Annotated in this window: 25 protein-coding genes and 1 pseudogene; 9 read left to right on the top strand and 17 right to left on the bottom strand. The window is 53.1% G+C overall.

From position 1 onward, the window contains the following. The 6 genes from FD30_RS11800 to FD30_RS08895 all read right to left on the bottom strand — a co-directional run. Positions 1-203, bottom strand: a 203-nt coding sequence (locus FD30_RS11800; RefSeq protein ID WP_235803261.1) for a hypothetical protein, incomplete at its 3' end; no start/stop codon positions are given. Positions 204-360: 157 nt separating this feature from the next. Continuing rightward, entirely contained in the window at positions 361-1,308 is a 948-nt protein-coding gene (locus tag FD30_RS08915; RefSeq protein WP_056944738.1) for a DUF6681 family protein, read from the bottom strand. A 20-nt stretch (positions 1,309-1,328) separates the two neighbouring features. Next, complete coding sequence (locus FD30_RS08910; protein WP_056944737.1) at positions 1,329-1,871, bottom strand: hypothetical protein; 543 nt, start codon at positions 1,869-1,871, stop codon at positions 1,329-1,331. 72 nt (positions 1,872-1,943) lie between these two features. After that, positions 1,944-2,402 carry a Fur family transcriptional regulator gene (locus FD30_RS08905; RefSeq protein ID WP_056944736.1) on the bottom strand — a complete coding sequence of 153 codons (459 nt, stop codon included), beginning with the start codon at positions 2,400-2,402 and terminating at the stop codon, positions 1,944-1,946. Positions 2,403-2,485: 83 nt separating this feature from the next. Further along, the gene (locus tag FD30_RS08900) at positions 2,486-3,046 is read right to left on the bottom strand and encodes a nucleoside/nucleotide kinase family protein (protein ID WP_056944735.1); all 561 of its coding nucleotides are present in this window, start codon (positions 3,044-3,046) and stop codon (positions 2,486-2,488) included. Continuing rightward, positions 3,043-3,462 (bottom strand): bis(5'-nucleosyl)-tetraphosphatase, encoded by a 420-nt coding sequence (locus FD30_RS08895; protein WP_056944734.1) that lies wholly within the window; start codon positions 3,460-3,462, stop codon positions 3,043-3,045. Before FD30_RS08895 ends, FD30_RS08900 begins: the two co-directional genes overlap by 4 nt. A gap of 251 nt (positions 3,463-3,713) precedes the next feature. Between FD30_RS08895 and FD30_RS08890 the strand changes: the two genes are divergently transcribed. The 3 genes from FD30_RS08890 to FD30_RS08880 all read left to right on the top strand — a co-directional run bounded on the left by FD30_RS08890 (position 3,714) and on the right by FD30_RS08880 (position 8,589). Beyond that, entirely contained in the window at positions 3,714-5,105 is a 1,392-nt protein-coding gene (locus FD30_RS08890; protein ID WP_056944733.1) for an APC family permease, read from the top strand. Positions 5,106-5,159: 54 nt separating this feature from the next. Continuing rightward, complete coding sequence (locus FD30_RS08885; RefSeq protein ID WP_056944732.1) at positions 5,160-7,598, top strand: Xaa-Pro dipeptidyl-peptidase; 2,439 nt, start codon at positions 5,160-5,162, stop codon at positions 7,596-7,598. 82 nt (positions 7,599-7,680) lie between these two features. Beyond that, entirely contained in the window at positions 7,681-8,589 is a 909-nt protein-coding gene (locus tag FD30_RS08880; RefSeq protein ID WP_056944731.1) for a proline-specific peptidase family protein, read from the top strand. A 473-nt stretch (positions 8,590-9,062) separates the two neighbouring features. On the opposite strand, the pseudogene FD30_RS11855 reads toward FD30_RS08880, so the two are convergent. The 4 genes and pseudogenes from FD30_RS11855 to FD30_RS08865 form a co-directional block, all read right to left on the bottom strand. Then, positions 9,063-9,179 (bottom strand): annotated as a pseudogene (locus FD30_RS11855) (sugar O-acetyltransferase); the annotation flags it as partial. Positions 9,180-9,218: 39 nt separating this feature from the next. Continuing rightward, positions 9,219-9,836 carry a sugar O-acetyltransferase gene (locus tag FD30_RS08875; protein ID WP_056944730.1) on the bottom strand — a complete coding sequence of 206 codons (618 nt, stop codon included), beginning with the start codon at positions 9,834-9,836 and terminating at the stop codon, positions 9,219-9,221. Between the two features lie 127 nt (positions 9,837-9,963). Then, on the bottom strand, positions 9,964-10,557 hold the full coding sequence (locus tag FD30_RS08870; protein ID WP_024746762.1) for a L,D-transpeptidase: 594 nt from the start codon (positions 10,555-10,557) through the stop codon (positions 9,964-9,966). A gap of 96 nt (positions 10,558-10,653) precedes the next feature. Next, positions 10,654-12,207 carry an ABC-F family ATP-binding cassette domain-containing protein gene (locus tag FD30_RS08865; RefSeq protein ID WP_056944729.1) on the bottom strand — a complete coding sequence of 518 codons (1,554 nt, stop codon included), beginning with the start codon at positions 12,205-12,207 and terminating at the stop codon, positions 10,654-10,656. Between the two features lie 194 nt (positions 12,208-12,401). On the opposite strand from FD30_RS08865, the gene FD30_RS08860 reads away from it, so the two are divergent. Next, on the top strand, positions 12,402-12,785 hold the full coding sequence (locus FD30_RS08860; RefSeq protein ID WP_056944728.1) for a VOC family protein: 384 nt from the start codon (positions 12,402-12,404) through the stop codon (positions 12,783-12,785). A 19-nt stretch (positions 12,786-12,804) separates the two neighbouring features. Continuing rightward, positions 12,805-13,503, top strand: a complete 699-nt coding sequence (locus tag FD30_RS08855) for a CPBP family intramembrane glutamic endopeptidase (protein ID WP_225426526.1) — start codon at positions 12,805-12,807, stop codon at positions 13,501-13,503. Between the two features lie 750 nt (positions 13,504-14,253). Here the strand turns inward: FD30_RS08855 and FD30_RS08850 are convergent. The 5 genes from FD30_RS08850 to FD30_RS08830 all read right to left on the bottom strand — a co-directional run bounded on the left by FD30_RS08850 (position 14,254) and on the right by FD30_RS08830 (position 18,605). Beyond that, entirely contained in the window at positions 14,254-14,517 is a 264-nt protein-coding gene (locus FD30_RS08850; protein ID WP_056944727.1) for a hypothetical protein, read from the bottom strand. 121 nt (positions 14,518-14,638) lie between these two features. Next, positions 14,639-15,406, bottom strand: a complete 768-nt coding sequence (locus FD30_RS08845; protein ID WP_056944726.1) for an ABC transporter ATP-binding protein — start codon at positions 15,404-15,406, stop codon at positions 14,639-14,641. Next, a complete protein-coding gene (locus FD30_RS08840; RefSeq protein WP_056944725.1) occupies positions 15,339-16,304 on the bottom strand; it encodes an ABC transporter permease in 966 nt (321 codons plus the stop codon). The genes FD30_RS08845 and FD30_RS08840 overlap by 68 nt, the downstream gene beginning before the upstream one ends. A gap of 34 nt (positions 16,305-16,338) precedes the next feature. Continuing rightward, the gene (locus FD30_RS08835) at positions 16,339-17,301 is read right to left on the bottom strand and encodes an ABC transporter substrate-binding protein (protein ID WP_056944724.1); all 963 of its coding nucleotides are present in this window, start codon (positions 17,299-17,301) and stop codon (positions 16,339-16,341) included. 407 nt (positions 17,302-17,708) lie between these two features. Then, positions 17,709-18,605, bottom strand: coding sequence for a DegV family protein (locus FD30_RS08830; protein ID WP_056944723.1), 897 nt, complete (start codon positions 18,603-18,605; stop codon positions 17,709-17,711). Between the two features lie 411 nt (positions 18,606-19,016). Here FD30_RS08830 and trpX point away from each other — a divergent pair, with 411 nt between their 5' ends. Genes trpX through FD30_RS08815 form a run of 3 tightly spaced genes read left to right on the top strand, consistent with a single transcriptional unit; the run spans position 19,017 to position 21,671 of the window. After that, entirely contained in the window at positions 19,017-20,012 is a 996-nt protein-coding gene (gene trpX / locus FD30_RS08825; RefSeq protein ID WP_056944722.1) for a tryptophan ABC transporter substrate-binding protein, read from the top strand. After that, the gene (locus tag FD30_RS08820) at positions 20,009-20,908 is read left to right on the top strand and encodes an ABC transporter permease (RefSeq protein WP_024746751.1); all 900 of its coding nucleotides are present in this window, start codon (positions 20,009-20,011) and stop codon (positions 20,906-20,908) included. Before trpX ends, FD30_RS08820 begins: the two co-directional genes overlap by 4 nt. Then, positions 20,901-21,671: an ABC transporter ATP-binding protein gene (locus tag FD30_RS08815; protein WP_056944721.1), complete on the top strand. Its 771-nt coding sequence runs from the start codon at positions 20,901-20,903 to the stop codon at positions 21,669-21,671. Before FD30_RS08820 ends, FD30_RS08815 begins: the two co-directional genes overlap by 8 nt. 88 nt (positions 21,672-21,759) lie before the next feature. On the opposite strand, the gene FD30_RS08810 is transcribed toward FD30_RS08815, so the two are convergent. Then, positions 21,760-22,635 (bottom strand): NAD(P)-dependent oxidoreductase, encoded by an 876-nt coding sequence (locus tag FD30_RS08810; RefSeq protein ID WP_056944720.1) that lies wholly within the window; start codon positions 22,633-22,635, stop codon positions 21,760-21,762. Between the two features lie 105 nt (positions 22,636-22,740). Further along, complete coding sequence (locus FD30_RS08805) at positions 22,741-23,511, bottom strand: TerC family protein (RefSeq protein WP_056944719.1); 771 nt, start codon at positions 23,509-23,511, stop codon at positions 22,741-22,743. Positions 23,512-23,712: 201 nt separating this feature from the next. On the opposite strand from FD30_RS08805, the gene FD30_RS08800 reads away from it, so the two are divergent. Beyond that, a complete protein-coding gene (locus FD30_RS08800; RefSeq protein WP_225426519.1) occupies positions 23,713-25,026 on the top strand; it encodes a serine hydrolase domain-containing protein in 1,314 nt (437 codons plus the stop codon). Positions 25,027-25,341 lie beyond the last annotated feature (315 nt).

The following is a 25,341-nucleotide window of genomic DNA, read 5'->3' as shown; positions in this document are numbered from 1 at the left end:
ACTTGAATCATGTGTTTGATGGGGATTTTGGAGTTTCTGGTGAATAATTCAGGATTAGCTTTAACTATTAAGCCCCCTCCCAAAAGAGTAATCCCCAACAAAATTGTGGTACGACTACGCGGTTGCTTAAATCCTAACCACACCATTGTCCCACCACCTAATATCACTAGCCAAATACCTAACGTTCCTAATGCGCGTAACATCTTAAACCACTCCCTCATTATTATCGGCCTATCTGGCAACTTACCATAACCTCCTTGCCCCTTCCTAGCTGAACACGCCCCCTTTTTTTCCAACAAAAAACGGTGGCACATCCCAATAACTGGGGTGTGTCACCGATGTTGAATTCATCCTATTAACTTAATGGTGGTATCGCGAACGACGCGTCATTGGCTCGTCGTCTGTTTTCCGTGACGCTGTCGTCCGGGAAGCACTCCGGGGCGCGTCGTAGCGCTGCTCCCGGGTGGCTGCGGTTGGTGCAGCCGGTGCAGTCGACGCTGCATGGTGCTTGTACGCCAGTTGAACCGCCACCTTAAACGGATTGTCCTGCTCGATCAACGTGGTTCGGCCCACCACCTTAAAGGGGCCGCCAACCAATAATGCGTTCGCCAAGTACAACTCGAACTTCTCACGCACATCGGCCACATCCTGGAGGCCAACCGTGCTGACCGTCCCGACCCGTTGCTTGTCGGCCTGGTTCAGGCCTGCATAGACCACTAACTGGTCGTCTTCCGGTTGCATCTCAAAGTACGGGATCAAGACCCCGGGCCCCGATGCGTAGACCGGTTTACCGTCCTTTTGGGCTTGTTCCATGATTTCACGGTCACCTAGTCCCGAATAATCGAGCGTCAGTAACCGATTCTGTTGGAGCTGCGTGGCCAGATTCTGGACATTTTGTTCATCTTGATCCGTCATAGCCAGCTTACCCGGTAAAATCTTCTTTTCATCAAAGTAGCCGTTGGCGGGAATATTGCGTCCATAGCCCTGGCCACCCTTACCGGCAGTCTCCTCTTCAGTCTTGGGCTTCATATGCAGCCACTTTTCAATCTTCGGCGAGATGTCGAAAGGTGCCTGCTTTTGGGTGAAATAGTACACTGCGTTCAAGAAAACGAAGTATAGCAGAATCACCGCTACCAGCAAGATCAGTAATCCCCAGAAAGGATGGCCGTTTTGCAGGTACCGGATGGCAATGTAGAAGAGATAGAAATCACCTAAGGCCCCCAGGACCGTGTAAATGCGGTTCTTGATCTTAACGCTCACATTCACGTAGCCCAGATAATGGTTGACCATATCAAGGAAGCTTAACATCTTCCATCCCCCTTTCTCAATTAATTATTGGTATCGTTAGTCGTGGTGGTACCACTATAAGTCTGCGCAGTGGTGTGGTTCGTGGTATCATCCCCACCATCACTGGTCGTGGTATCATCCGTGGTCGTGTCGTCTGTGGTATCGGTGGTGGCACTACTACTGGTTGCCGGCTTCTTAGACGTCGACGTGGTCCCCGTTGTGGTTCCCGTGTCGTCGTTTGTCGCGTTGTTATTAGTGGTCGTCGTCTTCGATTCCGACGTACTATTAGCCGACGAACTCTGCGTATCCGTCGAACTTTCATCCGAAGAACTGTCCTTATCACTGCTGCTATCGCTGCTGTCCTTCTTGGATGAGTCCGACTCCTTCTTGCTACTATCATCGCTATCTTTTTTCTTAGAATCGTCCGAGAAGCTACTCGAACTAGTATTGCTGACCGAAGAGACCCGCGGGGCCCCTTCATTGGTCTTAGTCACTGAGTTAGTGACCACGTTAGTCGCCCCCAGCGCCAATGCCATCGAAAGAATCGCGAATGGCGTGATGATGGGTGGTGTCCGGTACGCCATGGTCCATTCCTCCCTATTTCTCCATTTACCGTATTATCTCACGGGCCACCTAAAAAAGTGGTCAAAATTTGCTTAATTTTTGACTAAGGATGCTTCGGTCACGCCGGCAGCCTTACAATCCGCGCATAACCCGTAAAGCTCAAAGCTGTGGCCCGTAACTTCGTATCCCGGCAACTGGGCCGTGAAGAAGTCCATCGGGCACATCTGCAGCTCGGTCACCTTACCACAGTTCTGGCAGATAAAGTGGTGATGGTGCTGGTGATGGAAGTCACACTGGTACTTGACCCGTGTGCGCTCTTGCTCCGTGTTTTGTTCCACGATTCCCACTTCTTCGAACTCTTTAAGGTTACGGTACACCGTGTTATGGCTCATCCCCGGAAATTCTGTGCGCATATAGGCGTCTACGGCAACGATGTCCGTATAATGTCCCTGATTCGTCAGGAGAAACGACAATAATGCGTGCCGCTGCTTGGTCAATTTTAACTTATTCTTCCGTAAAATCTCCACAGCGGTGGTCAAAGATTCTGCCATGTCAACGGCCTCCTTTTCAAAAACTGATGGTCAAAGTCCCTGTAAGTTTAGCATACTTCTGACCGAATGCAATTTCTGACCGTCTACTCCGCCTGCAGGTGCTGCATCAACTCATCCAGTTTCCGTTGCGTCTGCGTCCAATTATCGTTATTGAGCTGCAGGGCCCGGCCCTTCAACGCCAACGGCATGGTCAGATCTCGCCGGTACTCGGGACTGGCAAAGCGCTGCTTCAGCATCACCGTATCGTCGCCCCGGGCGGTCACCCGGTGCATCAGTTGGTCAGGATCACTGACCGTCAAGAACAAGATGACCACCTGATTTCCCAACTCCCGGGCGTAGGTAATGGCCCCCTTAGTGTCCAAGACGATGGCGGGAAACGGTGCGCGCTTAAACCCCGCCGCAATCCCTTCGCGCGACGATCCGTAATGGTAACCCGAATAGACCACGGATTCCAGGTAATGGCGCTGTTGGAACGATTGCTCGGTCTCAAAGTAATAGTCACGGCCATCGACTTCTCCCGCGCGTGGTGGCCGCGTGGTGTGGGTCACGATGCGGGTGACCGGGTAATGTTGCGCCAGATATTCTTGAACGGTGGTCTTTCCGGTCCCGGTCGCACCAGTAATCACAATGACTTTCGGCGTCATACCGCACCCTCCGTCAGATAAGCGTTGGTCTTGACCAAGACCTCCTGTAAGTTGGCGTAGCTCAACGTGGCGTGCGCGGTCTGAAAGTCGAACCAGCCAAAGTCTTCGATCTCCTCAACTTGCCGGTTCACCTGCGCGTCGTTAGGCACCAACGACGTATAGAGAACCACGTGCTTATGGTGGCCGTTCTTCATATCATAATCGAGGACCGTGGAGAATTCGGGATCAACGGTCACCTGTAAGCTGGTTTCTTCACGAATCTCCCGGACTGCGGTCTCCAAGTCACTCTCGTTCCCTTCCACGTGACCTTTCGGGAATCCCCAGAAGTGACTGGTCGCACTCTTTAATAGTAGATAGTAGGGTTGGCCGTCGCGTAATTGGTACACCACGGCGCCACTTGCATTTTCGGTAATCATACCGGATTGCCTCCTCATTTTTCTGATCAGTTGTTCGCCATCACTCGCCCGATTCACCACCGGCGCTTGACCGAACACTCTGGTCTATTTTATCGCCAAATCTAGGCACTGACCACCATTTTGCGAAGTCCCCGGCCAACATTTTCCCGAAAGCCACAGAAAAGCGCGTCAATCCACCGTCTCTCATTGACTTTTAATTTAATTCTAGGGTACACTAGCCAAGACTATTACCACCATTAAGGGGGCCTCTTATGGCTATTTCACGAATTTTTCGTCGTGAACGATTAGACAACTACTTAAAGAGTGATCAGCACTTTGCCAAAACTATGTCCGCTAAAGACCTGATGTCGCTAGGCATCGGCGCGGTGATTGGGACCGGGATCTTCATCCTGCCGGGCACCATCGCTGCGCAATACAGCGGACCGGGAATCGTGCTGTCCTTTCTAATTGCTGCCATCGTTTGTTCGACTGCGGCGATGTGTTACGCCGAGTTTGCATCCGTTCTACCCGTTGCCGGTTCCGCTTATTCCTACGGTAACCTGGTCTTCGGTGAAATCATTGGCTGGGTCCTGGGCTGGGCTTTGATTCTAGAGTACGTCCTGGCCGTAGCCGCTGTGTCGACCGCGTTCGGGGCTTACTTCAAGTCCTTTCTCGCCGGGTTCCACCTCAACATTCCCGACGCCATCAGCGGCTCATTCGATCCCGCACACGGGACCTATGGCAATCTGGTCGCCGTGCTGGTGGTTCTTTTGATCGGTGGCCTACTGAACCGGGGGATGCGCGAGTCAATGCGGGTTAACAATGCCATTGTGATTGTTAAAATTGCGATTATTATCTTATTCGTCGTGGTCGGCATCTTCTACGTGCGTCCGACCAATTGGCAACCCTTCGCGCCCTTCGGCTCCAAGGGCATCCTCCGGGGCGCCTCGACCGTCTTCTTTGCCTACCTAGGCTTTGACGTGGTCTCGGCCTCCGCTGCCGAAGTCAAGAACCCCCGGCGCAACATGCCCATCGGCATCATCGGGACCTTGATTGTCGCCACGGTGCTTTACATGTTGGTCGCCATCGTCTTGACCGGGATGGTCCCGTACACCAAGCTGAACGTGGCCGACCCCGTAGCCTTCGCCCTAACGCTGGTTCACCAGAACTGGACCTCCGGGATCATCTCCCTAGGTGCGTTGGCCGGGATGTTCACCATGATGGTCACCATGATCTATAGTTCCTCCCGGTTGATCTATTCCGTAGGCCGTGACGGACTCCTCCCCAAGTTCTTGGGCAAAATCGACCAACAGTCGGGAACGCCTAAGGCTAGTTTAGCGGTCGTCACGGTGGTGATTGCCCTCTTAGGTGGGTTCGTCCCCCTGGCCCAACTGACCAACCTGGTCAACATTGGGACCCTGGTCGCATTCTTGTTCGTGTCGTTTGGGATCATTCGCCTGCGGCACCTGCCAGAGATGCCCCACAACACCGGCTTTCAAGTCCCATTCTACCCAGTCCTCCCCATTATTTCCGGACTCCTGTGCTTCTACATGATGCTACAGCTGCCCGCTGAGACCTGGATTGCCTCGTCTATCTGGTTCGCACTGGGACTGGTCATCTACCTGACTTACGGCGTCCGCCATAGTCGGCTCAATGATCAGTAGTAACAGGTTTTATTGTCATGTCGTTTTTAATCATTTATTAAGGTAGGCGATTTTATGCGTAATCAACAATTTGCGATTCGACCAACCACGCCAGAACAAGCCCTGGCTGAACTGCATGCTGTCCACTTCCTAGATACCACCACCGACCAACTGACCACGCCCAGTGACCTCTTGGCCGCGTTCTACGCCAAAAGCTGGCCGGAATTCCCCGACGCAGCCAGCGTTGACCAACAACTCTATAACCTGATGGCCACCGACCAGACCGATGCGCGGACCTTCTTAGCCGCCCACGACAACGTCCCCGTGACCGTCTTCTACAACCTGGCCCTACAACGCTTGGGCTTCGCCGTTGACCGGGACTTCAACCTAAATGATCCCCTGGCCGCCATGGCCAAGATTCAGTTGCCCGTTAGCGACCATGCCGGAGCCGACTTCACCCTGGCCGAACTCAAGCAGGCCTGGTACCTCTTACTGGCGACCCACACCAAGAATGGTCAGACCTTCTTGGACCACTTGGCCACCCACGGATACTTCGTGCCGTTTTATGACGACCCGACCGTGACTAAGCCACTTCTCTTCAACGGCAAGACCCAACCCGTCTTCGATACCCGCAAACTGCTACGGGAAGTCGTTTACGTCGAGAGTCCCCAAGATACCGACCACGATGGCCAACGGGACCTCTTAAAAGCCGAGATCTTACGTCCTATTGAAAGCAATACCGGGTTAAAAGTCCCCGTCCTCTACACCGCCAGTCCCTATAACCAGGGAACTAACGATGAACAGGGCGAAGCGCTGACCCACAACGTCAACGTGCCGCTCCAGGCTAAGCAGCCCGCCCACCCCACGTTAGCCGACATTGCCGCTCAGCCGGACACCACGCCGCTCCCCGCCGGTCGTGCGGTCGATCAGACCACCCACGCCGCCGTCGAGACCTTTGCGCGGGATGAATCCTATACGCTAAACGATTACTTCCTGGCTCGCGGGTTCGCCGTAGTCTACGCGGCCGGTATCGGGAGTAAGGATTCCGATGGGCTCTGCACCACCGGTGACGCTGAGGAGACCACGTCGACCATTGCCATCATCGAATGGTTAGCGGGTAACCGCACCGCCTTCACCACCCGGGCAGCCACCACCACCATCCCCGCTTGGTGGTCGAACCACCAAGTCGCCATGACCGGACGTTCCTACTTAGGGACCCTAGCCACGGCGGCCGCGACCACGGGGGTCACCGGCCTCAAGACCATCATCAGTGAAGCCGCCATTTCCAGCTGGTACGACTACTACCGCGACGGTGGCTTAGTCATCGCTCCTGGTGGGTTCCCTGGCGAAGACGCCGACGTTCTGGCCGAAGAAGTCTTCAGCCGGGAACAACTGCCTGCCGACTACCACCGGATCAAGGACAAGTGGGCGGCCCAACTGGCCAGCATCACCCGCGACCAAGACCGGATGTCGGGGAACTACAACACGTTCTGGGACGCCCGGAACTACCTGAAGAACGCTAAAAACATCAAGGCGGACCTCCTGCTGGTCCACGGGTTAAACGACTGGAACGTTAAACCCCGCAACGTCAACAATCTCTGGAACGCCGTACGGGATCTACCGGTGACCAAGAAGTTGATCCTCCACCAAGGCCAACACATCTACATCAACGCCTTCCGGTCAATCGACTACACCGACATCGTGAACCTCTGGCTGACCCACGAGCTACTCGACGTGGACAACCAAGCCGACACGCTCCTGCCTAACGTCATCATCCAGGACAATACACAACCAGAAACTTGGCGAGCCTACCCTGACTGGGACGCACCCACCAACACCCCCGTCACCTACGCGCTACAAGAAGATCAACTGGTTCCCGCTGACCTGCCGACGCGGGCCGGAGCAGTCAGCTTCAACGACCAATTACCCACTGAGCAATTTAACCACTACGTCCACCACCTGACGGATTGGCAAAACGACCTGTTAGGCGATAAGCACGACCGCATGAGCGGCCACCGATTGATTTTCAAGTCAGCTGGCTTAGCGCAGGACTTAGTCTTAGATGGCAAACCAGCCGTGCACCTGCAAGTGGCGGTCAACCAACCCGTGGGGATGCTAAGCTTCCAAGTCGTGGACTTCGGTGCGGCTAAGCGGCTCAAGCCTTCCCCAACGATTCTGGCGCGCAAAGCCCTGGACGAAGGGTTCCAGTGGCGCGAAGACGACCTCCGCGAATTCCAACTAGGTCCCGTCACGCCTTGGCACCTGATCAGTAAGGGTCACCGGAACCTGCAGAACCGGACCACCACCTACCAAGTCGACGACCTCAAGCCCAACGTCTTCTACGACCTGGACGTGGTCTTACAACCGACCCACTACCGCTTGTTGGCGGGACACCAACTGGGGTTAGTGGTCTACGCCACCGACTTCGGCATGACCGTCCGCGGGAACCAAGATCTGCAATACTCGATTCAACTGGCCGACGCCCACCTGACCGTTCCCACGATCAAGGACTAGCGCCAGCACCAACCCAGTTGGGCTTTTAAAAAATCAGTGATAAACTAATAGATATCTTAAGAAAAAACGGAGGATGATTTCAATGAAGCAAGGGACCACGATCATCACACTAGACAACGGCTACCACCTCTGGACCAACACCCAAGGCACCGGCGATATTCACCTGCTGGCCTTACACGGTGGCCCCGGCGGCAACCACGAATACTGGGAAGACACGGCCAAGCAATTGGCTAAGCAAGGCCTAAACGTCCAAGTTCACATGTACGACCAATTAGGCTCCTGGTACTCCGATCAACCCGACTATAGCAAGCCAGAGAACCAAAAGTACCTGACTTACGACTACTTCTTGGATGAAGTTGAAGAAGTTCGGCAAAAGCTGGGTATCGACCAGTTCTACCTGATCGGCCAATCTTGGGGTGGTGCGTTAGTTCAGATGTACTCTCTCAAGTACGGTCAACACCTGAAGGGGGCCATCATCTCCTCCATGGTCGACAACATCGACGAATACGTGGCCAACATCAACAAGATCCGGGAACACATCATGACGCCGGACCAATTGGCTTACATGAAGCAGGTTGAAGCCAACGGCAACTACGATGACGCGAAGTACCAAGGTTTAGTCGACATCCTCAACAAGGGCTACGTTGACCGGAAGCAACCCGCCGCTATCTCACACCTGATTGACACCACGGCGACTGATGTTTACGGTGCCTTCCAAGGCGACAACGAATTCGTGATCACCGGGAAGTTAAAGGAATGGGACGTTCGCGACCAACTCAAGAACGACCAAGTCCCAACCTTGGTCACTTTCGGGGAACACGAAACAATGCCGTTAGCCACGGGTAAGCGGATGGCTGAAACCATTCCGCACGCACGTTGGGCTACCACGCCTGAAGGGGGCCACCACCACATGATCGATAACGCACCCGTTTACTACGATCACTTGGCAACCTTTATCCGCGACGTCGAAAGCGGCAACTTCAACGATTAACGCAACACTTAAAAGCGGTTCTGGAAAATTTCCAGAACCGCTTCTTTATTGCCCCATCTAAAATTCAACGGAGTGCCGATCAGCGCCTTACCGGGCGGCCAGACAGGGCTGGAACGCCGTGGGCACCACTTCGAGCCAAAGAGCGGTCTCGAAGCTGGGCCTTATTCTAAGTCGGCTGAGGAACACCAACTAAGAATAATTTCACGGCTGAGCCCTGTCTGGCCACCCTCACGGCTTACCATCACACTTAGATTTTTAGGTAACTGCGTTCTGGCGCGGCTTTATAGCCACTGTTAGTTCTGAATTTTGGTTAGTTTTAAACAAAAATCCTCCCCTGAACTGACCTCGTCACATCTCTCGTCATGCCTTCAACATTTCTAATCCGAACAAATACCGCCCGATAATTTTTTCAGTTAAAAAGAGCGGTTCCGGAAAGATCTTCCGGAGCCGCTCTTTTGCCATCATGTTCTTCTCTAGATTTCCACATCCAAATGTCGAATGATGCGTGCTGGGTTGCCCGTCGCAATCACGTTATCGGGCAAGTCCTTGGTGACCACGTTATTACCAATCGTCACGCCCGGTAAGGCGATGAGCAACACAACCGTTGCATTTTAAGTGCAGCTCTCAGGTTAATCTTCCGCATCCACGTGCCGAATGATGCGTGCTGGGTTGCCCGCCGCAATCACGTTATCGGGCAGGTCCTTGGTGACCACGCTGCCCGCACCGATGACCACGTTATTGCCGACCGTCACGCCCGGCAGGAAAATCACGTCGCCCCCGAACCAGCAATCGTCACCAATGGTAATTGGCAAGTCATACTGCCAACCATCTCGCCGTAATTGCTTGTTCGTTGGGTGATGGTTGGGCGTAAAGAACCGGCAGTTCGGGCCGATAAAGCAGTATTGCCCAATGGTGACCTTCGCCGCACTCAAGAACTGCAAGCCTGAGTTGATGAAGCTGTGGTCCCCCACGTACAGGGAGCCCGGGTACTCGATTCCCGTGATTGGAAAATAGATTTCAACGTCTTTGCCCAAATGCGGCAGGAACGCGTGCAGTTGTTTCAACGCCTCTGCTTGGTCCGTCTTTGCCACGTCGTTGATGTGCTGGACCACCTGGGCGCTGTGCTTCACGATAGCTTGTAACTTAGGTTCATGCCCGTATTGGTACCAGTCGCCATCCGCAATCTTTTGGAAAATCTCTTTTTTGGCGAGTGCCGCAATATCCGGTTCGCCCATCTTTTTCACCATGTGCTTTACTCCTCTACATTTATCGTACAAATTTTAATTGATAAATATATATTAGCATAAATCAGGCATAATAACCGCATAAAAAAACATTCAGCGGCTTTTACCACTGAATGCATTTGCGTTAACGTTAATGAACAACCACTTTCATACCGTAAGGGACCGTCTCATAGACCCACTTGGCGTCAGCTACGGATAGCCGCACACACCCGTGAGAAGCGGCGGATTTCCCTAATTCTTCGGCTTCACTCTTGATGTAGTGCCCATTCTGATCTGTCGGAACACTATGGAAGAGGTAGATTCCATGGTCCTTCCAGGAGACCCAGTACCGGGCCCCTTCGCCGGAGTTCTGGTTGTAGAAGAACTTGCCCCGTTCGCCTTGAATGTGGAAGGTTCCCTTGGGTGTCCCGTTCTCTTTTCCAGTTCCAGTCGAGCAGTACATGGTGTAGAGGGTCTGTTGACCGTCCTTAATGTAGACCCGTTGCTTACTGGTATTCACATCCAGCCAAGCATTCGGGTGCGCCTTCAGGTCCGGATACGCCTTATCTTCCGAAGGTGCCCGCCAATCAATGGTCTTCGCCTCTGCTTGCGTCGTGGTCGTCGTTTTGCTAGCCCGATTGGCTTGCGGAACGTTCGTCGCAGCGGGATGGGTCACACGGTGCAACCCGAACCCGGCGACCAAAACCACGATGACTAATAGCAATAATTTCCCAAAATGCTTCATACTAATGGCTCCGTCCTTTACATCCGTATTTTCAAACCAGAGTCTACTCTAACCGGTTTTTCTGAAAAAAGGAACTGTTTTGACCAAAACGTTACCTTAATTTGAGGAAGTCTTAAGACTCAACTTCTCAACGTTTAAGATTTTATCGACTAATCCGGTATAGAAACTAGCCTCATGGCTCACAATAATGGCGTTCCCAGGGAAGTTGCCAATCGCGTCTTTCAACGCCTGCTTGGTCTCGTCATCCAGATGGTTGGTGGGTTCGTCCATGATCAAGAAGTTAGCTGGTTCAAATTCCATCATGGCCAGCTTGACCTTGGTCTGTTCACCCCCGGAGAGTTCACCAATTGGCTTCATCGCGTTGGCAGAATCCAACCCACACTTCGACAGCTTAGTCCGAATCGCCTTTTGCGGCAACTTTTCATACTTGGCCTGAATAATCTGGAGCGGCGTCTGCGCGTCGTTGTCCCAGACCAGGTCTTGGCTAAAGTAACTGATCTTGGCCGATGGCGAGAAGTGAGCTTCCCCACCCTTGGCTTTGATGAGCCCTAAGATGGACTTGATCAGGGTTGACTTACCGACCCCGTTGAACCCGGTCAGGCCAACTTTTTGGTCGGTCGTCACGGAGAACGTGACCGGCTTCAGTAGTGGCCGTTCGTACCCGACTGAGAGTTGATCGACCACCAAGGCGTTCTGCGAACCCGTCGCCTGGTACGGGAAGTCGAAGTGCGCCTGGATGTTCGTCGAAGGCGGATCGACCCGGTCCATCCGGTTCAGCATCTTTTCCCGCGACTTGGCCATGGTCGACTTCGACCCCGCCTTGTTCTTGCGGATAAAGCGTTCGGCCTTCTCAATCACGACCTGTTGCTTATCAAATTCCCGTTGTTGGGCCTTCTCCCGCTCTTCCCGTTGCCGCATGGCTTGCTTAAAGCTGCCCCGGTACTTGGTGATGCGACCGAACGCCACGTTAATGATACAGTTGGTCACGTTCTGTAAGAAATCATAATCATGGGAGACCACCAAAACGGCCCCGTCAAAGTTATTCAAGTAATCTTCCAACCAGGCGATGTGCGCCACGTCCAGGTAGTTGGTCGGTTCATCTAACAGGATCACGTCCGGGTTCTCCAGTAACAACTTGGCCAAGATAATCTTCGACCGTTGGCCACCAGACATCTTCGCGACTTCGTGATCTCGCCCGATGTCGTCCAGACCTAAACCGGAAATGACCCGTTCAATCTCCGTTTCAATATCGTAGAAGTTCCGGGCATCCAGGGTCTCCTGAATCCGCCCGGCCCGTTCTAACAGCTTATCGTCCAAGTTTTCCGCGTAGTCCGTGTACAACTGCGTCATCTGGTCGTTCAATTGGTAGAGATCCGCGTAAGCCGTATGCAGAAAATCAATCAGCGTCATTCCATCAGGAATATCCGCGTATTGGTCCAAGTAACCCACTCTGGCACGCTTCTGCCACTTAACGGACCCCGTGACCGGGAGTTCCTGTCCCGTAATAATTTTAATCAGAGTCGACTTGCCGACCCCGTTTTGACCCACGACGCCCATGTGTTCACCTTTATTAAGTTGAAAACTGGCGTCTTCGTAGAGCTTTTTATCAGCAAAGCTCATGCTCAGGTCTTCAACCTCTAGTAATGGCACGTTATAACCCTTCCCTTCTACTCTTATGCCCTCGCACAAAAAAGCCCCGACAGCGTCAAGGCTAATTTTCATTGATAGTAAACCATAACTTACCACGAAAAGTCGCTACCCGTCAACAGTCCCGCCTAGGGGGTCGCCCAGGTTCTATGCTATAATGGGAGAAATTTACTTTTGCTAAGGACTGAAATTTAACTATGAATATTCGCGACATTGACCACATCACACTTACCGTAAAGGACATCGAACGTTCCGTTCGGTGGTACCACGAAGTCTTCGACCTACCCATCATTGAGTTCGATGACGGCCGGCGGGGCGTTAAGGTGGGCAAACAAAAAATTAATTTCCAAGCAGCCGACACCTCCCATCTGCCGGTGGCGAAGCACCCGACCATTGGTGGAGCCGACTTTGCCTTCATCGCCACCGATCCGTTAGCCAACATCCTCTCGCACCTCACCAATTACGCCGTTGAAATCGTCGATGGTCCCCTTCCCAAGACGGGTGCCCAGGGGCCAATGACGGCGGTGTACGTGCGCGACCCCGATGAGAACCTCATTGAAATTGGTAAATACGACAATTAACTGCTAAGGAGCCTTGCCCTTGAAAAAATCAAACTCCGGTCTGCCAGCATTTCTGACTTGGGTCATCCACAGTGCCATGTGGATTGGATTTATCTTCATTTATTTAGTGGATACCACGATTCTTAGCCTGGCCACGAGTCAGGCCAAGACCCAGCCTTTACGGGTCAACCACACGATTGGTATCCTGTTGATCTATTCGGCGTTGCTTCTGGCGTTTATCTCCTGGCGCTACCAAAAACAGCTCCAGCGGGATAACCCTAAGCACATTGGCCGCACCCCCTTTACGGGCGGACGCTTCCTACAATTGCTCGCCCTATTCGTCCTGATGTACGGGATTCAGATGGTTTGGGGGATTTTGATCAGTCAACACGTCTTGAGTACGCCGGCGAACCAGACGGCCATCAACCAACAGGTGATGTTGCTTCCTTTCTGGAATCAGGCCTATTCTATCGTCTTTGCACCGGTCATTGAGGAATTGATCTTCCGGGGCATCTTCCTGAATTATTTCTTCCGCAGTAACCAGCGGTGGGTCAACTTCTTGGGAGTCTTTGTCTCGGGCTTGTTCTTCGGGATGTTGCACGTGATGAGCTTCTCCCCGACCCTAATCATGTATTCTGCTTTGGGGTGGGTCTTAGGGGGCGCCTACCTGCACTTCCGCGATATCCGGTACAACATTGCGCTTCACTTTATGAATAACGCCCTGTCTTTATTACTATAGAAACAACAACCCCAGATCAGCGCACTCGCGCCGGCCTGGGGTTGTTTTATGAGCTCAGACTGTGGCAATCATCCGCCTTACCGGACGGCCAGACAAGGCTGGAACGCCGTGGGCACCACTTCGAGCCAAAGAGCGGTCTCGAAGCTGGGCCTTTTCCTAGGCGAGCTGAAACCCGCTCACCAAGGAAAATTTCACGGCTGAGCCTTGTCTGGCCGTCCTCTCGGCTTACAGTTGTGTGTCACCATATTGGAAATGCGTTATCAGACCGTGGTCCCCAATCCTATTGGTGACGACTATCATCAGTAAAAACCCTCATCCTAAACAGGATAAGGTTCCATAATGGTGGCTTGGGTGAATCAGACCATCAACTTGTTGATACTTCCAATTTCAAGTGTCAGAAGACACTGTCTTAGGTACGCGCAATTTAGCCGTGAGGGCGGGCCTGAAGAGGCTCAGTGGTGTCGTTTGGGTTATTCGGGGTTTTTCCCCGGATTACCCAAAGGCCGAGCTTGAAGACCTGGCACTTTCAGGGCTTACGTCGTGCCCACCACGTTCCAGCCTCTTCAGGCCAACCGGTAAGGCGGATGACCATCACCACGGTAATTGGTTTATACGGGCTTGAAGTCCAACAGTTCCTGTTCAATTTTCAGCGCTAAATATGCCACAATAATTCAAAAAAGCCCTGTAAAACTGTTTGGGTTTTACAAGGCTAATCTTAGTTTATTTAATCATCCAAAATCGTTCATGCGTTTACTGGTCAAAGTTCCCCAGTAGCCAGAACGCTCCACCGCCGACTAGGACGGCTAAGATCACGGCACCGCCTAAGAGAAAACTAAAGGCGAACCCGACACCGCCAACTAGCAGGAGGAGTAAAAACCAAATGGGGTGCCGGAAGAAGAACCGGATGAAGCCCCCAATTAATTTAAAAAAGAGTACCACGAAGACGATCAAGCCAACCCCAATCGCAATCTTTTCGTTGCCGCTGACTGTCGCAAAACTTAATAAGGTCGTCATGGTTCACCCCCTTTCTTCGTCGTGTCCTTCTAATTGCTAACTAGTGTACACCCGTTAGCCGCTAATCACGTAAAAAAAGAGGTCCGCCAACGCTAACTTATTACTTACTTAACCAATGGCATCACGCCGTGAACAAGTCCATTAAATCGGCTTGGCGTAACTGGGCCTTAGCCTGGCCCCGAACGTCTAACTTGATCTGGCCATCTTGGACCATCACTAAGCGATTCCCGTAACGCAACGCGTCGCTGAGCTTATGGGTGATCATTAGAGTAGTCAGGTGTTGCGTGGTCACAATCCGTTCCGTCAAGTCCATGACCTGAGCGCTAGTCTGCGGGTCCAACGCCGCCGTGTGCTCGTCCAGTAACAGAAGGTCCGGGTGACTCAAAGTCGCCATCAGGAGGGACAACGCTTGTCGTTGCCCACCCGACAAGTACTTGACCTGCGTAGTCAACCGGTCTTCCAAGCCCATTTGTAGCGGCGCTAACAGCGTGCGGTACCGCTGCGTCTGGCCGGCTTGCCGGTACCATTTCAGACTAAGACTCCCCGTATGGCGCTCCGCTAAGGTCAAGTTTTGGGCAACACTCAACTCACCGGCTGTGCCCATCTTCGGGTCCTGGAAGACCCGGGAGAGCCACCGGGCCCGGTAAGCTACCGGCCGCTTGGTCATCCGGTGACCAGCTAGTTCCAGCTCACCAGCGTCCGTGGTCAACGTACCGGCAATCGTGTTCAACAGCGTCGACTTACCGGCACCGTTATTGCCGATGACGGCCACGAAATCACCGGGTAGGATGGTCAGATTGACATCCTTTAAGACGTGACGTTCATTTATCGTTCCGGGAAAGAAGACCTTCTGTAGGTGCTTGACGGTCAAGACTGCTGGTTGTGGCATGATTATCGACTCCAATCTGTTTGAGGTATTGGTGCAACTGTTGCCGTGTCCGGTAATGATTCTGCAATAAGGGTAAGCAAATCACGATAACTAAGATGATGGCCGAGAGAATCTTGAGGTCGTCTACGGGGAAGCCTAGCCCCATGGCTAAGGTCAGCAGGTACCGGTAAATCACGGCTCCCAGGACCATCCCCGCCAAACGGATCCACATCCGCCGACCATGCAAGAAGATCTCCCCCACCAGAACGGAGGCCAGGCCAATCACGATGGTCCCAATCCCCATCCCAATATCGGCATACCCGTTACTCTGGGCAATCAACGCCCCCGACAACGCGATACACCCGTTAGAGACCATGTAACCGATGATCACCATCCGGTCCGTGTAGATTCCGTTGGCCGCACTCATCGCTCGGTTATTGCCCGTTGCCATCAAGGACAGGCCTAAGCGGGTCCGGAACAAGAGCACCAGAGCCACCAGGACCACGGCCGTCACGACGCCGCCCACCACGGTGGTCTGTAATTCAGCCGACCAGTTGGCAGGCAAATATCCCGTTAACACCTTCTGGTCCAGCAACGGAATGTTAGCCTTGCCCATGATATGCATGTTCACGGAGTACAACCCCGTCATGGTCAGGATACCGGCTAACAAAGAGGGCATCTTCAACTTGGTATCCAAGACGCCAGTCACCCAACCGGCTAGACACCCCGCTAAGCAGCCCCATAAGCTGGCGACCACTGCGGACTGGCCCTGTAGCATGGCACTAATGGTTATGGCCGCCCCCAACGGGAAACTCCCTTCGGTGGTCAGGTCAGGAATGTCGAGAATCCGAAACGTGAGGAACACCCCGATGACTAACGGTGCCCACAAGAGGCCTTGCCCAATACTGGTTACTAACATAGAATGCTTCCTTTCTTCTTGGCCCGTTGCCGATTTAGGGCTGTTTGATCTGGTCCGCCTTTAAGCCAATCGACTTCGCGTTGGCTCGGTTAACGTAGAGGTGCAAGTGCTTAGCCGTCTCAACTGGCAGGGTCTGGGGCTTTTGGTGATTGACCAAGACCCGATAAGCCATCTTCCCCGTCTGCTTCCCCAGGTCGTAGTAGTTCAAGCCATAAGTGGCCGTCCCGCCATCTTCGGCCATCTCAATCGATCCCGTTACCACTGGCAAATCGGCGGCTTTTGCCTTCTGACCAATCATCTTCATGGCACTCGCCATCAAGTTATCGGTCGGCAGGTATAGCCCGGAGACCTGTCCCTTCAGCCCCGCCAAGACACTGGCAATGTCGTTGGTGCTAGTGGCCGACACAATCTTTAAGTTCAAGTGATGGCGTTGGGCGTATTGCTTAGCCAGCTTCACCTGCAAGACCGAATTTTCTTCCGAGGAGTTATACATCACTCCCAGCGGGCGGTTGCCGGTCGTCAGGCTCTTCAATAGCTTCAATTGCTTCCCGACTGGCGTGAGGTCGCTGGTCCCGCTCACGTTGGTCTGGGGCTTAGCCGCACTCTTCACCAGGCTGGCTGCTTTCAAATCCGTCACCGCCGTCACTAACGTCGGCGTCGTGGTGGTCTTCTTAGCCAGTGCTTGGGCAGCGGGCGTGGCAATCCCTAACAATAAGTCATTCTTTTGTTGGACCAACTGTTGACTCATGGTGTTTAAGTTACTTTGGTCCCCCTGTGCGTTTAAATAATGGTACGTGACCTTGGTGGATTTCCCGTGGGCCTTCAAGGCTTGACGCAAGCCCGCCTTGAAGCCGTTTCGGGCTTGATCCAGCGAACCGTGCTGCACCACCTGCAAGATGCCGACTTGGTAGCCTTGGTTCCCTGTGGCCCGTTGTTGACACCCGGCGAGTAATAACCCTAAACCTAAAATGACGCTGCTAATCAGTAATTTTTTCATAATCGTGTGATCTCCTTTGAGGGGTTGCATGTCTGCTTCAGTCACCCGGGATCAACGTCTTGACAACCGGCCTGCTGAAAATAAAAAAAACACCAGAATAGATTCACGGTCGAATCTACCTGGTGTTTATCGGGCCCGATATTTTCTCCAGATAGATTAACCCGTATCTATCTGGCGTTTAGTCATGCTGAAAAACTTTAGCCATTCGATAGATACAAACGCGCGGTTTGTTGGCGTTCGTATCCAGCGAAGTGGGTACAAACGCTACCTAAAGAAAAAGCTAAAGGCAAACTGATGATTTAAATGAGTAGGGGCTGTCATGAACATAACGCCGCTTCCTTTCATTTTCAATTTACAAGTCTTAGTAAACCATTAAGAAATCCGGCTGTCAACCCCTAATTTCTCATTTATTTCTCATCTTCTGCTTTAAGGAGGTCGTGATAGTCCCGGCCCCAGGCTAAGCCCATCGCGCCATCCCCTACGTGGACCCCGAAGCTGGGACTGATCAGTGCCACGTCAAACGCCACCTGCGGAAAGCGGTCGTGGGCCGCCATCAACCACTGTTGCGCCGTTTCCGGTTGGTCAGCGTTCAGAACGGTCGCCTTGGTGGCGTACTCATCCGTCAGGTCAGCGGCCAGTAAATCCAAAAGGTCGCCCAACGCCCCCTTCAACCGTAGCGCGCCGCCCGCTACCTTGATCTTCCCCGAAGGCTCAAAGACCAGCAACGGCTTGCCCGCTAATAGGGGCGCACTGCTGGGTCCGTGACTAGGATTGACTTCCCCCGTCCGTAACAGGGGCTTGATCGAATCGACCGCGAACCCTTCGTGGACGGACTTACGGAAGACCGCTAACCGGTCGAGAATCGTAGACACGTCTTCTCCCTGTTCGACCAGAGCCGCCGCCAACCGTGCTTGGTCGCCCATGGCCGTTAAGATGCCCCGGGAATCCCAAGGCCAGACATGAACGCTGGTAATGTTCGCCGCATAGGCACTTAGGGTGTTGACGAATCCTGAGATGCCCCCCGCCGGACTGATCACGATGACGTCCGTGACCTGTTCTTCGGCCGCCAGCCGGTCGCAGGCCACCTGAATCGTCTGCATAGCGATCTGCGGTGCCGTGGGAATCATCTTATGCGACTTGGTCAACCGCAACAGCCGGTAATAATCGGCCGGTGTCAGATCCTGGTATTCATGGTATTGGCGGTTTCCGAACATAATCGGTGCCGCTAAGAGTGTGATTTGCCGGGCTAGCGCTTCGTCGGGTGTGAGACCGGCCGACGTGTCTGTTAAAATGGCGATTTTCACAGCTGATACCCCCTCGTTAAATCTTTTGCTCTCTAGTATACCATGGCTTTTTAACGGTTTTTGCTTAAAACGTGAAAATAGGCTTGACGACTTTTCAGGGATGTCTTACACTAAATTTATTCATTACAACGGAAGGAAGGAAAGTTATATGCAACTGTCTACGATTGAACTTAATGGACGTTGGCAAAGCCGGTAATCAAGTCGTCATCTGGGTAGATGCGACTTGAGCTCTCAGAGTGCTCTTCGCATCTGCGCCGGCTAACTTTCTGATGGAAAGGCCCGCACGGATGGTTATCCGCCAGTGGGCCTTTTGTTTTGGGGTACTCGCGCGGAACGAGTACCCTTTTTGTCAGACTCCAAACCCATGTTCCGCTACTTTATCCTGATATTAGAAACCGAGGTTGATGTTAAATGAAACGTTTATACGGACTCATCGCCGTTCTGGTGCTCTTTCTAGGATTCGCCTTCGTTCAAGAAAGACACCAAGATCACGGCCAGACCACGGGAACCCCCACTGTGGGGATTCTCCAACTCCTCTCCCACCCCGCGCTAGACGCCATTCACAAGGGAATCGTGCACGGCCTAGCTGAGGAAGGCTACCACGTGGGCAAGAACGTCAAGATTGACTTTCAAAACGCCCAAAATGATCAAAGCAATCTAAAGACCATGAGCGCCCGCTTCGTCAACGAACGGGCCAACGTCATGATTGGTATCGCAACGCCGGCCGCCCAAGCGTTGGCCAACGCCTCCAGCACCACCCCCGTGGTCTTAGGGGCCATCACCGACCCCAAGGGCGCCGACCTGGTCAAGAGCAACACCCGTCCTGGTACCAACGTGACCGGGGTATCCGACCAAGCGCCCCTGAAAGCCCAGCTGAAGTTGATTCAAAAGATTATGCCGAAGATGAAGACGCTGGGAATCATCTACACGTCATCGGATGACTCGGCGACCGCCCAGTACCATAAGTTCGCGGCGCTATGCAAACAAGAACACGTTCGGCTGAAGGCCTACTCCATCGCCAACACCAACGACTTGAACCAGGTTGCCCAGCAGATGGTCTCCCAAGTCGACGCCGTCTACGTTCCAACCGACAACACGGTGGCCTCGGCCATGCAGACGCTGGTCGCTACCACCAACGCCAAGAAGATTCCGGTCTTTCCGGCCGTTGATACCATGGTCAAAGCCGGCGGCCTCGCCACGCTAAGTATCAACCAATATAAGCTCGGCGTTGAGACGGGGAAGATGACCGCCGCCGTTCTCCGGGGCAAAGACCCGGCGACCACCCCGATCCAATTCGAACGCAAGGGTGAGATGACGGTCAACTTAGCCACCGCCAAAAAGCTCGGCATTTCATTACCTAAAGACGTGGTCAAGGACGCACAAGCACACGGGGAGGTCTTCAAATGAGTTTAATCGTCTCAACTATCGGACAGGGCCTACTCTGGGCCGTCTTAGGGGTCGGGTTGTTCCTGACCTTCAGAATCTTGGATTTCGCTGATATGACCGTTGAAGGAACGTTCCCGTTAGGCGCGGCCACCTGTGTCGCCGCCATCAGCAACGGGATGTCCCCCATTCTGGCGACCCTGCTGGCCTTCGTGGTCGGGAGTCTCGCGGGACTGATTACCGGGTTGCTCTACACCAAGGGCCACATTCCCATCCTACTAGCCGGAATCCTAGTCATGACGGCCTGCTACTCCGTCAACCTGCGGATCATGGGCCGGGCCAACGTCTCCCTTTTAGGAAAGGCGACCCTGTTCAAGAACGCCTTTCTCGAAAGCCTGCCACGCTACTTCGATAGTGTCTTCCTGGGCATCGTGGTAATGGTGGTCGTGACCAGCATCGTAATTTACTTCCTCCAGACCCAACTGGGCCAAGGCTTTATCGCCACGGGGGACAACCAGACCATGGCCCGGTCTCTGGGAATCAACACTGACAACATGAAGATCATGGGTCTAATGGTCTCCAATGGTTTGATTGCCTTAGGGGGCGCGTTAGTCGCCCAGAATAACGGGTACGCCGACGTCAACATGGGAATCGGAATCATCGTTATCGCCCTAGCCTCCATCATCATCGGGGAAGTCGCGTTTGGCGACCTGACCTTAAACCAACGGTTAGTCGCCGTCACACTCGGGAGTATCCTCTACCGGTTCGTGTTGCTGATTGTCCTGAAGCTGGGGTTCAACGCCAACGACCTCAACCTGTTGTCCGCGATTGTCCTGGCCATCTGCATGATGTTGCCAGTCTTCAAGAACGCGCTCAACTTCAAGCATATCCTGAAACGGGGGTTAGATACTAATGACTGAACCTTCACTGGAACTCAAAGACGTGGTTCTCAAGGTCAACCGGAACACGCCAGAAGAAGTCACGATTTTGAACCACCTCAACCTGACCATCAACCCGGGAGACTTCATCACGGTCCTGGGGTCCAACGGGGCCGGAAAGTCCACCCTGTTCAACGCCATCGGTGGCGACCTGACCATTGATAGCGGGCAGATTCTACTACACGGTCGCGACATCACCCACGACTCCGTCGAACGTCGGACCCGCTTCTTAAGCCGGGTCTTCCAAGACCCTAAGCTGGGGACCGCACCCCGGATGACGGTTGCGGAGAACCTGCTTTTAGCCGAACGACGGGGTCAACGACGCGGACTGGCACCCCGCCACCTCAACCAACACATGGCCCACTTCAAGGAACTAACGGCGACCATGCATAACGGCCTCGACCAACGGCTGACCACCGCTACGGGGAGCCTATCCGGGGGCCAGCGTCAAGCCCTTAGCTTCCTAATGGCCACGCTGAAGCGGCCAGAGATTCTGCTCCTAGACGAACACACGGCGGCCTTAGACCCCCAGACCAGCCAAGACCTGATGCACTTAACGAACCAGCGGGTCCAAGAAGAACAGCTGACCTGCCTGATGATCACCCACCACCTGGAGGATGCCCTGACTTACGGTAACCGCCTCATCGTCCTCCACCGGGGGCAAGTGACCTTTGACGTCGCTGGCGCTGAAAAGGATGCCCTGACCACCGAGAAGTTGTACAGTTTCTTTGCTGAAATCGAATAATGCCTTAGTCACCAAACGGCCCTAACCAGCAGCGTATCGCTGCTAGTTAGGGCCGTTTTAGCAATCACTTATTCAGTAAGTCCTAGTTTTAGTGTTGTGCATTGTCCTGATACAGCTTAATCAAGCCTTGCGTCCCGTCGTTGCCCAGGTCACAATCGTCGACCATGGTTTCATACAGTTGCTTGGCTTGCTGAGTCGCGGGTAGGTCCAAGTGCATCTTCTCAGCTTCTTGCAGGGCAATCCGCAAGTCCTTTAAGAAGTGCTTAGCAAAGAAGCCCGGCGTGTAGTCACCCTTGAGGATTCGCGGGACGTAGGTGTCCATACTCCAATTATCGGCACCCCCACTGCTCAACGTGGCTAAGACTTGGGGCAGATCCAGATCGGCCGCCTTCGCGTAGACCAGCATTTCCGTCAGTCCCGTCATGGTCCCCGCAATCATGATCTGGTTCGCCATCTTGGTGTGCTGCCCCTTACCAGCCGCCCCAAAGTAGTTGACCCGTTGCCCAATCTCCTGGAAGACCGGCAATAACTGGTCGTAGGCTTGCTTATCGCCCCCGACCATAATCGTTAACGTAGCGTTCTGAGCGCCCACATCGCCACCGGATACCGGTGCATCCAGTGCAAGCAGTTGATGGTCATGCGCCAGTTGGGTCAACTTGAACGCCAGCGTTGGCGTACTGGTGGTCATGTCGACCACGGTACTGCCTGGTTGGGCCCCCGCGAAGATTCCCTGGTCGCTGGTATATACTTCTTCAACGTCCTGCGGATACCCCACCATGGTCATGACCAATTGAGCCTGTTGGGCAACTGCTTTGGGGGAGTCCGCCCACTGCGCACCAGCCGCCAAAACAGTTTGTGCGTGCGCCTTGGTTCGGTTATAGACCACCACCTGATGGCCGGCCTTCAACAAATTCTGAATGATGCCAGTTCCCATAACACCCGTTCCAATAAAACCAATTTGCATCCTACTAACCTCCCTAATAAATTAGCCCCATCGTACCACGAAACGTGGTCAATGGGGCTAAATAACTAATCTGATATCAATTAACTAACTAGGTTAACTTACACCCTAATCTTTAGAGTCTTCCGAGTCGGCCGACCGCGACTGACCCCGGTGCCGTAACACGTGAATAATCAACGTAATCACAATCGCACCAATCACGATGACCCCAAACAGGGCCGCCGGAATCTCGATGTCGATGGCGGGAATCGATAAAAAGAGCTTAATGGCGATTAAGCCAATCAAAATGTAGGCCATGGGCTCCAATTCGGGAATTCGCCGCATCAACCGCATGATCACTTCGGCCACGCCCCGCATCGCTAGGATTCCAATCATTCCCCCGATTAGGACGATGACCGGATTACTGGAGATGGCTAATGAAGCCAGAACCGAATCGATGGAGAAGACGATATCCATGGCTTCAATCTGAATGACCACGGACCAAAAGAGCGGTAAGACGCGGTGTTTACGGTCACTTGCCAATTTACGGGTGTGCTTAACCCGGGTTTGGGTGAAGAATTGGAAAACCAAGAACGCTAGGTACAGTGACCCAATCACTTTGATCTCCCAGAAATTAATCAGGTAGGTCCCTAGTCCAATGATAATGAACCGGAAAATATAGGCCCCCCAAATGCCGTAAAACAACGACTTTTCCCGTAATTCTTGGGTCGGCAAAGATTGCGTCTGCGCGGCTAACACCACCGCATTATCAACAGACAGTAAACATTCAATCAGTACCAACGAAAAGATGATTAACCAATCGTCTCCGGTCGTCACAACCGTCGACCAATTGTGTAAATCAAAAAATGGCCCATAGAGTTGGCCTAAAAAATGTAACAATGCATCTCTCAGCTCCTTCACGTTTATCGAGGCCAATTTTACCACAGTTTAGGGCTAACCAGTTAGTAGATTTACCCCTTAACCGTTCCGTTTCATATTATTAATTTTGTTACAAAAACGTTCCAGTTTTGTCAACACTTCGCAACCAAGCCGTGTTATCGTATTCATGTACACTATAGAGTAAGGGGAAAGATGGTTATCTTGAAAAAACTGATATTAGCGGTCGCTGCCGCTGTCACCATGGGTGGTCTTGCACCAGCCATGCCAGCCAGCGCCAAAAGTTACTTACGGATTACGAGTACGACAAAGACCGACTATAATGCCCGCTTTGTCAGTCAGCCCAAACGAAATGACGGGATCTACTACTACGCACCCTACTACACCCAACGGTCAGCCAAGACCCGCGATGCCAGCGGGAAGAATTGGCAACACCGCTTCGTTCGGGTCAGTGAGACCGCTACGTTATCCAACGGCGTGACGTTCGCCAAGTTCTCTTGGTACGGTAAGACCATCGGCTGGGTCGACCAAGCCGCACTACAGAAGTTCAGCCGTTCCAGCAACGCCCAGGCGCTGTTGAACAAGGCTCACTTTAAGGGACGGGCCATGTTGTTCAACACCTACGCCACGGGGGCTAGTCACGTCAGCATCGGATACGCGGATGCTACCAGCCAAACGGCTAATGATGCCAATACGCTCTTCCCCATTGCGTCTCTGCAAAAAATCATGACGGGGGCCATTATCGAACAGTTGGCCAGCACCAACAAGCTGTCCCTATCGGACAAGCTGAGTCAGTACTATCCCAACATTAGTAACAGTCAAAATATCACGTTACGGCAATTACTAAATCACCGCTCTGGTATCTCGATGAGTGAATCAACCCCCAACACGTTGTTGACCACCCAAGATGCTCAGCTGAACTACACCTTACAGAATCTCAAAACGTCGCGCAACCAGGGGTACGACTACACGAACGCTAACTTCACACTGTTAGCCGCCATTGCGTCGAAGGTTACGGGACAATCCTACGAAAGCTTAGTCCAGAACCGCATCATTCAGCCTTTGAAGTTAAGTCACACCTATGCTTGGGATCAACTGCCAGCTAACCAGATGGCAGCTTCCGGGTATAACTTCAGTAACGGAAAAGACTACGCTAGCGCGAACGTCTCACCGAAGTTGATGTCTTCATTGCTGGGTGCGGGGAATTATTACTCTACGCCGGAGGACTACTACCGAATCATGAAGGGCTTGCGCAACGGTAAGATTCTCACCAAGTCGCAGTACACCGATTTAGCCGACTACGGTCGTTATTCTTACGCTGGTGGCCTCTACCATTACAGTGGGGGCATCAAGCGGGACCGGGGCGCTTTGACCGGTGCTGGATATGATGATATCTACTACGGGACTGAAGGGAATAAGTACGGGGTCATCCTCTTCGCCAACCAAGGACCGACGCGTTCCATCGACTCATTGGCCCAAACCCTCTACGATCTCGCTTCCAACTATAACGAAAATTAAACGTGAAAAAGCGTGATGGCCCGTCGCTCAATTGCGACACACCATCACGCTTTTCTTTATACTCAGTTCCATTTAAAGTTGTTTTAACTCTATGTGAATAAGTCCGGTCAAAACCATCCGCCTTACCGGGCAGCCAGACAGGGCTGGAACGCCGTGGGCACCACTTCGAGCCAAAGAGCGGTCTCGAAGCTGGGCCTTTTCCTAGGCGAGCTGAAACCCGCTCACCAAGGAAAATTTCACGGCTGAGCCCTGTCTGGCCGCCCTCACGGCTCACGATTGTGGCTGATTTAACCAGCGTCATTGTTCCGCAACCGT

This window comes from Levilactobacillus namurensis DSM 19117 (genome assembly GCF_001434785.1).
GTDB classification, from domain to species: Bacteria; Bacillota; Bacilli; order Lactobacillales; family Lactobacillaceae; genus Levilactobacillus; species Levilactobacillus namurensis.
The sequence above is the reverse complement of the archived record's forward strand: the minus strand, read 5'-3'. Positions and strand labels throughout refer to the sequence as shown.

Coding starts and splice junctions, on each gene's coding strand:
- FD30_RS08835 (WP_056944724.1), bottom strand. CDS start 17,301: ATGAAAAAATTACTGATTAGCAGCGTCATTTTAGGTTTAGGGTTATTA.
- FD30_RS08905 (WP_056944736.1), bottom strand. CDS start 2,402: ATGGCAGAATCTTTGACCACCGCTGTGGAGATTTTACGGAAGAATAAG.
- FD30_RS08845 (WP_056944726.1), bottom strand. CDS start 15,406: ATGCCACAACCAGCAGTCTTGACCGTCAAGCACCTACAGAAGGTCTTC.
- FD30_RS08850 (WP_056944727.1), bottom strand. CDS start 14,517: ATGACGACCTTATTAAGTTTTGCGACAGTCAGCGGCAACGAAAAGATT.
- FD30_RS08820 (WP_024746751.1), top strand. CDS start 20,009: ATGAGTTTAATCGTCTCAACTATCGGACAGGGCCTACTCTGGGCCGTC.
- FD30_RS08810 (WP_056944720.1), bottom strand. CDS start 22,635: ATGCAAATTGGTTTTATTGGAACGGGTGTTATGGGAACTGGCATCATT.
- trpX (WP_056944722.1), top strand. CDS start 19,017: ATGAAACGTTTATACGGACTCATCGCCGTTCTGGTGCTCTTTCTAGGA.
- FD30_RS08915 (WP_056944738.1), bottom strand. CDS start 1,308: ATGTTAAGCTTCCTTGATATGGTCAACCATTATCTGGGCTACGTGAAT.
- FD30_RS08860 (WP_056944728.1), top strand. CDS start 12,402: ATGAATATTCGCGACATTGACCACATCACACTTACCGTAAAGGACATC.
- FD30_RS08840 (WP_056944725.1), bottom strand. CDS start 16,304: ATGTTAGTAACCAGTATTGGGCAAGGCCTCTTGTGGGCACCGTTAGTC.
- FD30_RS08815 (WP_056944721.1), top strand. CDS start 20,901: ATGACTGAACCTTCACTGGAACTCAAAGACGTGGTTCTCAAGGTCAAC.
- FD30_RS08910 (WP_056944737.1), bottom strand. CDS start 1,871: ATGGCGTACCGGACACCACCCATCATCACGCCATTCGCGATTCTTTCG.
- FD30_RS08895 (WP_056944734.1), bottom strand. CDS start 3,462: ATGATTACCGAAAATGCAAGTGGCGCCGTGGTGTACCAATTACGCGAC.
- FD30_RS08870 (WP_024746762.1), bottom strand. CDS start 10,557: ATGAAGCATTTTGGGAAATTATTGCTATTAGTCATCGTGGTTTTGGTC.
- FD30_RS08890 (WP_056944733.1), top strand. CDS start 3,714: ATGGCTATTTCACGAATTTTTCGTCGTGAACGATTAGACAACTACTTA.
- FD30_RS08900 (WP_056944735.1), bottom strand. CDS start 3,046: ATGACGCCGAAAGTCATTGTGATTACTGGTGCGACCGGGACCGGAAAG.
- FD30_RS08880 (WP_056944731.1), top strand. CDS start 7,681: ATGAAGCAAGGGACCACGATCATCACACTAGACAACGGCTACCACCTC.
- FD30_RS08875 (WP_056944730.1), bottom strand. CDS start 9,836: ATGGTGAAAAAGATGGGCGAACCGGATATTGCGGCACTCGCCAAAAAA.
- FD30_RS08885 (WP_056944732.1), top strand. CDS start 5,160: ATGCGTAATCAACAATTTGCGATTCGACCAACCACGCCAGAACAAGCC.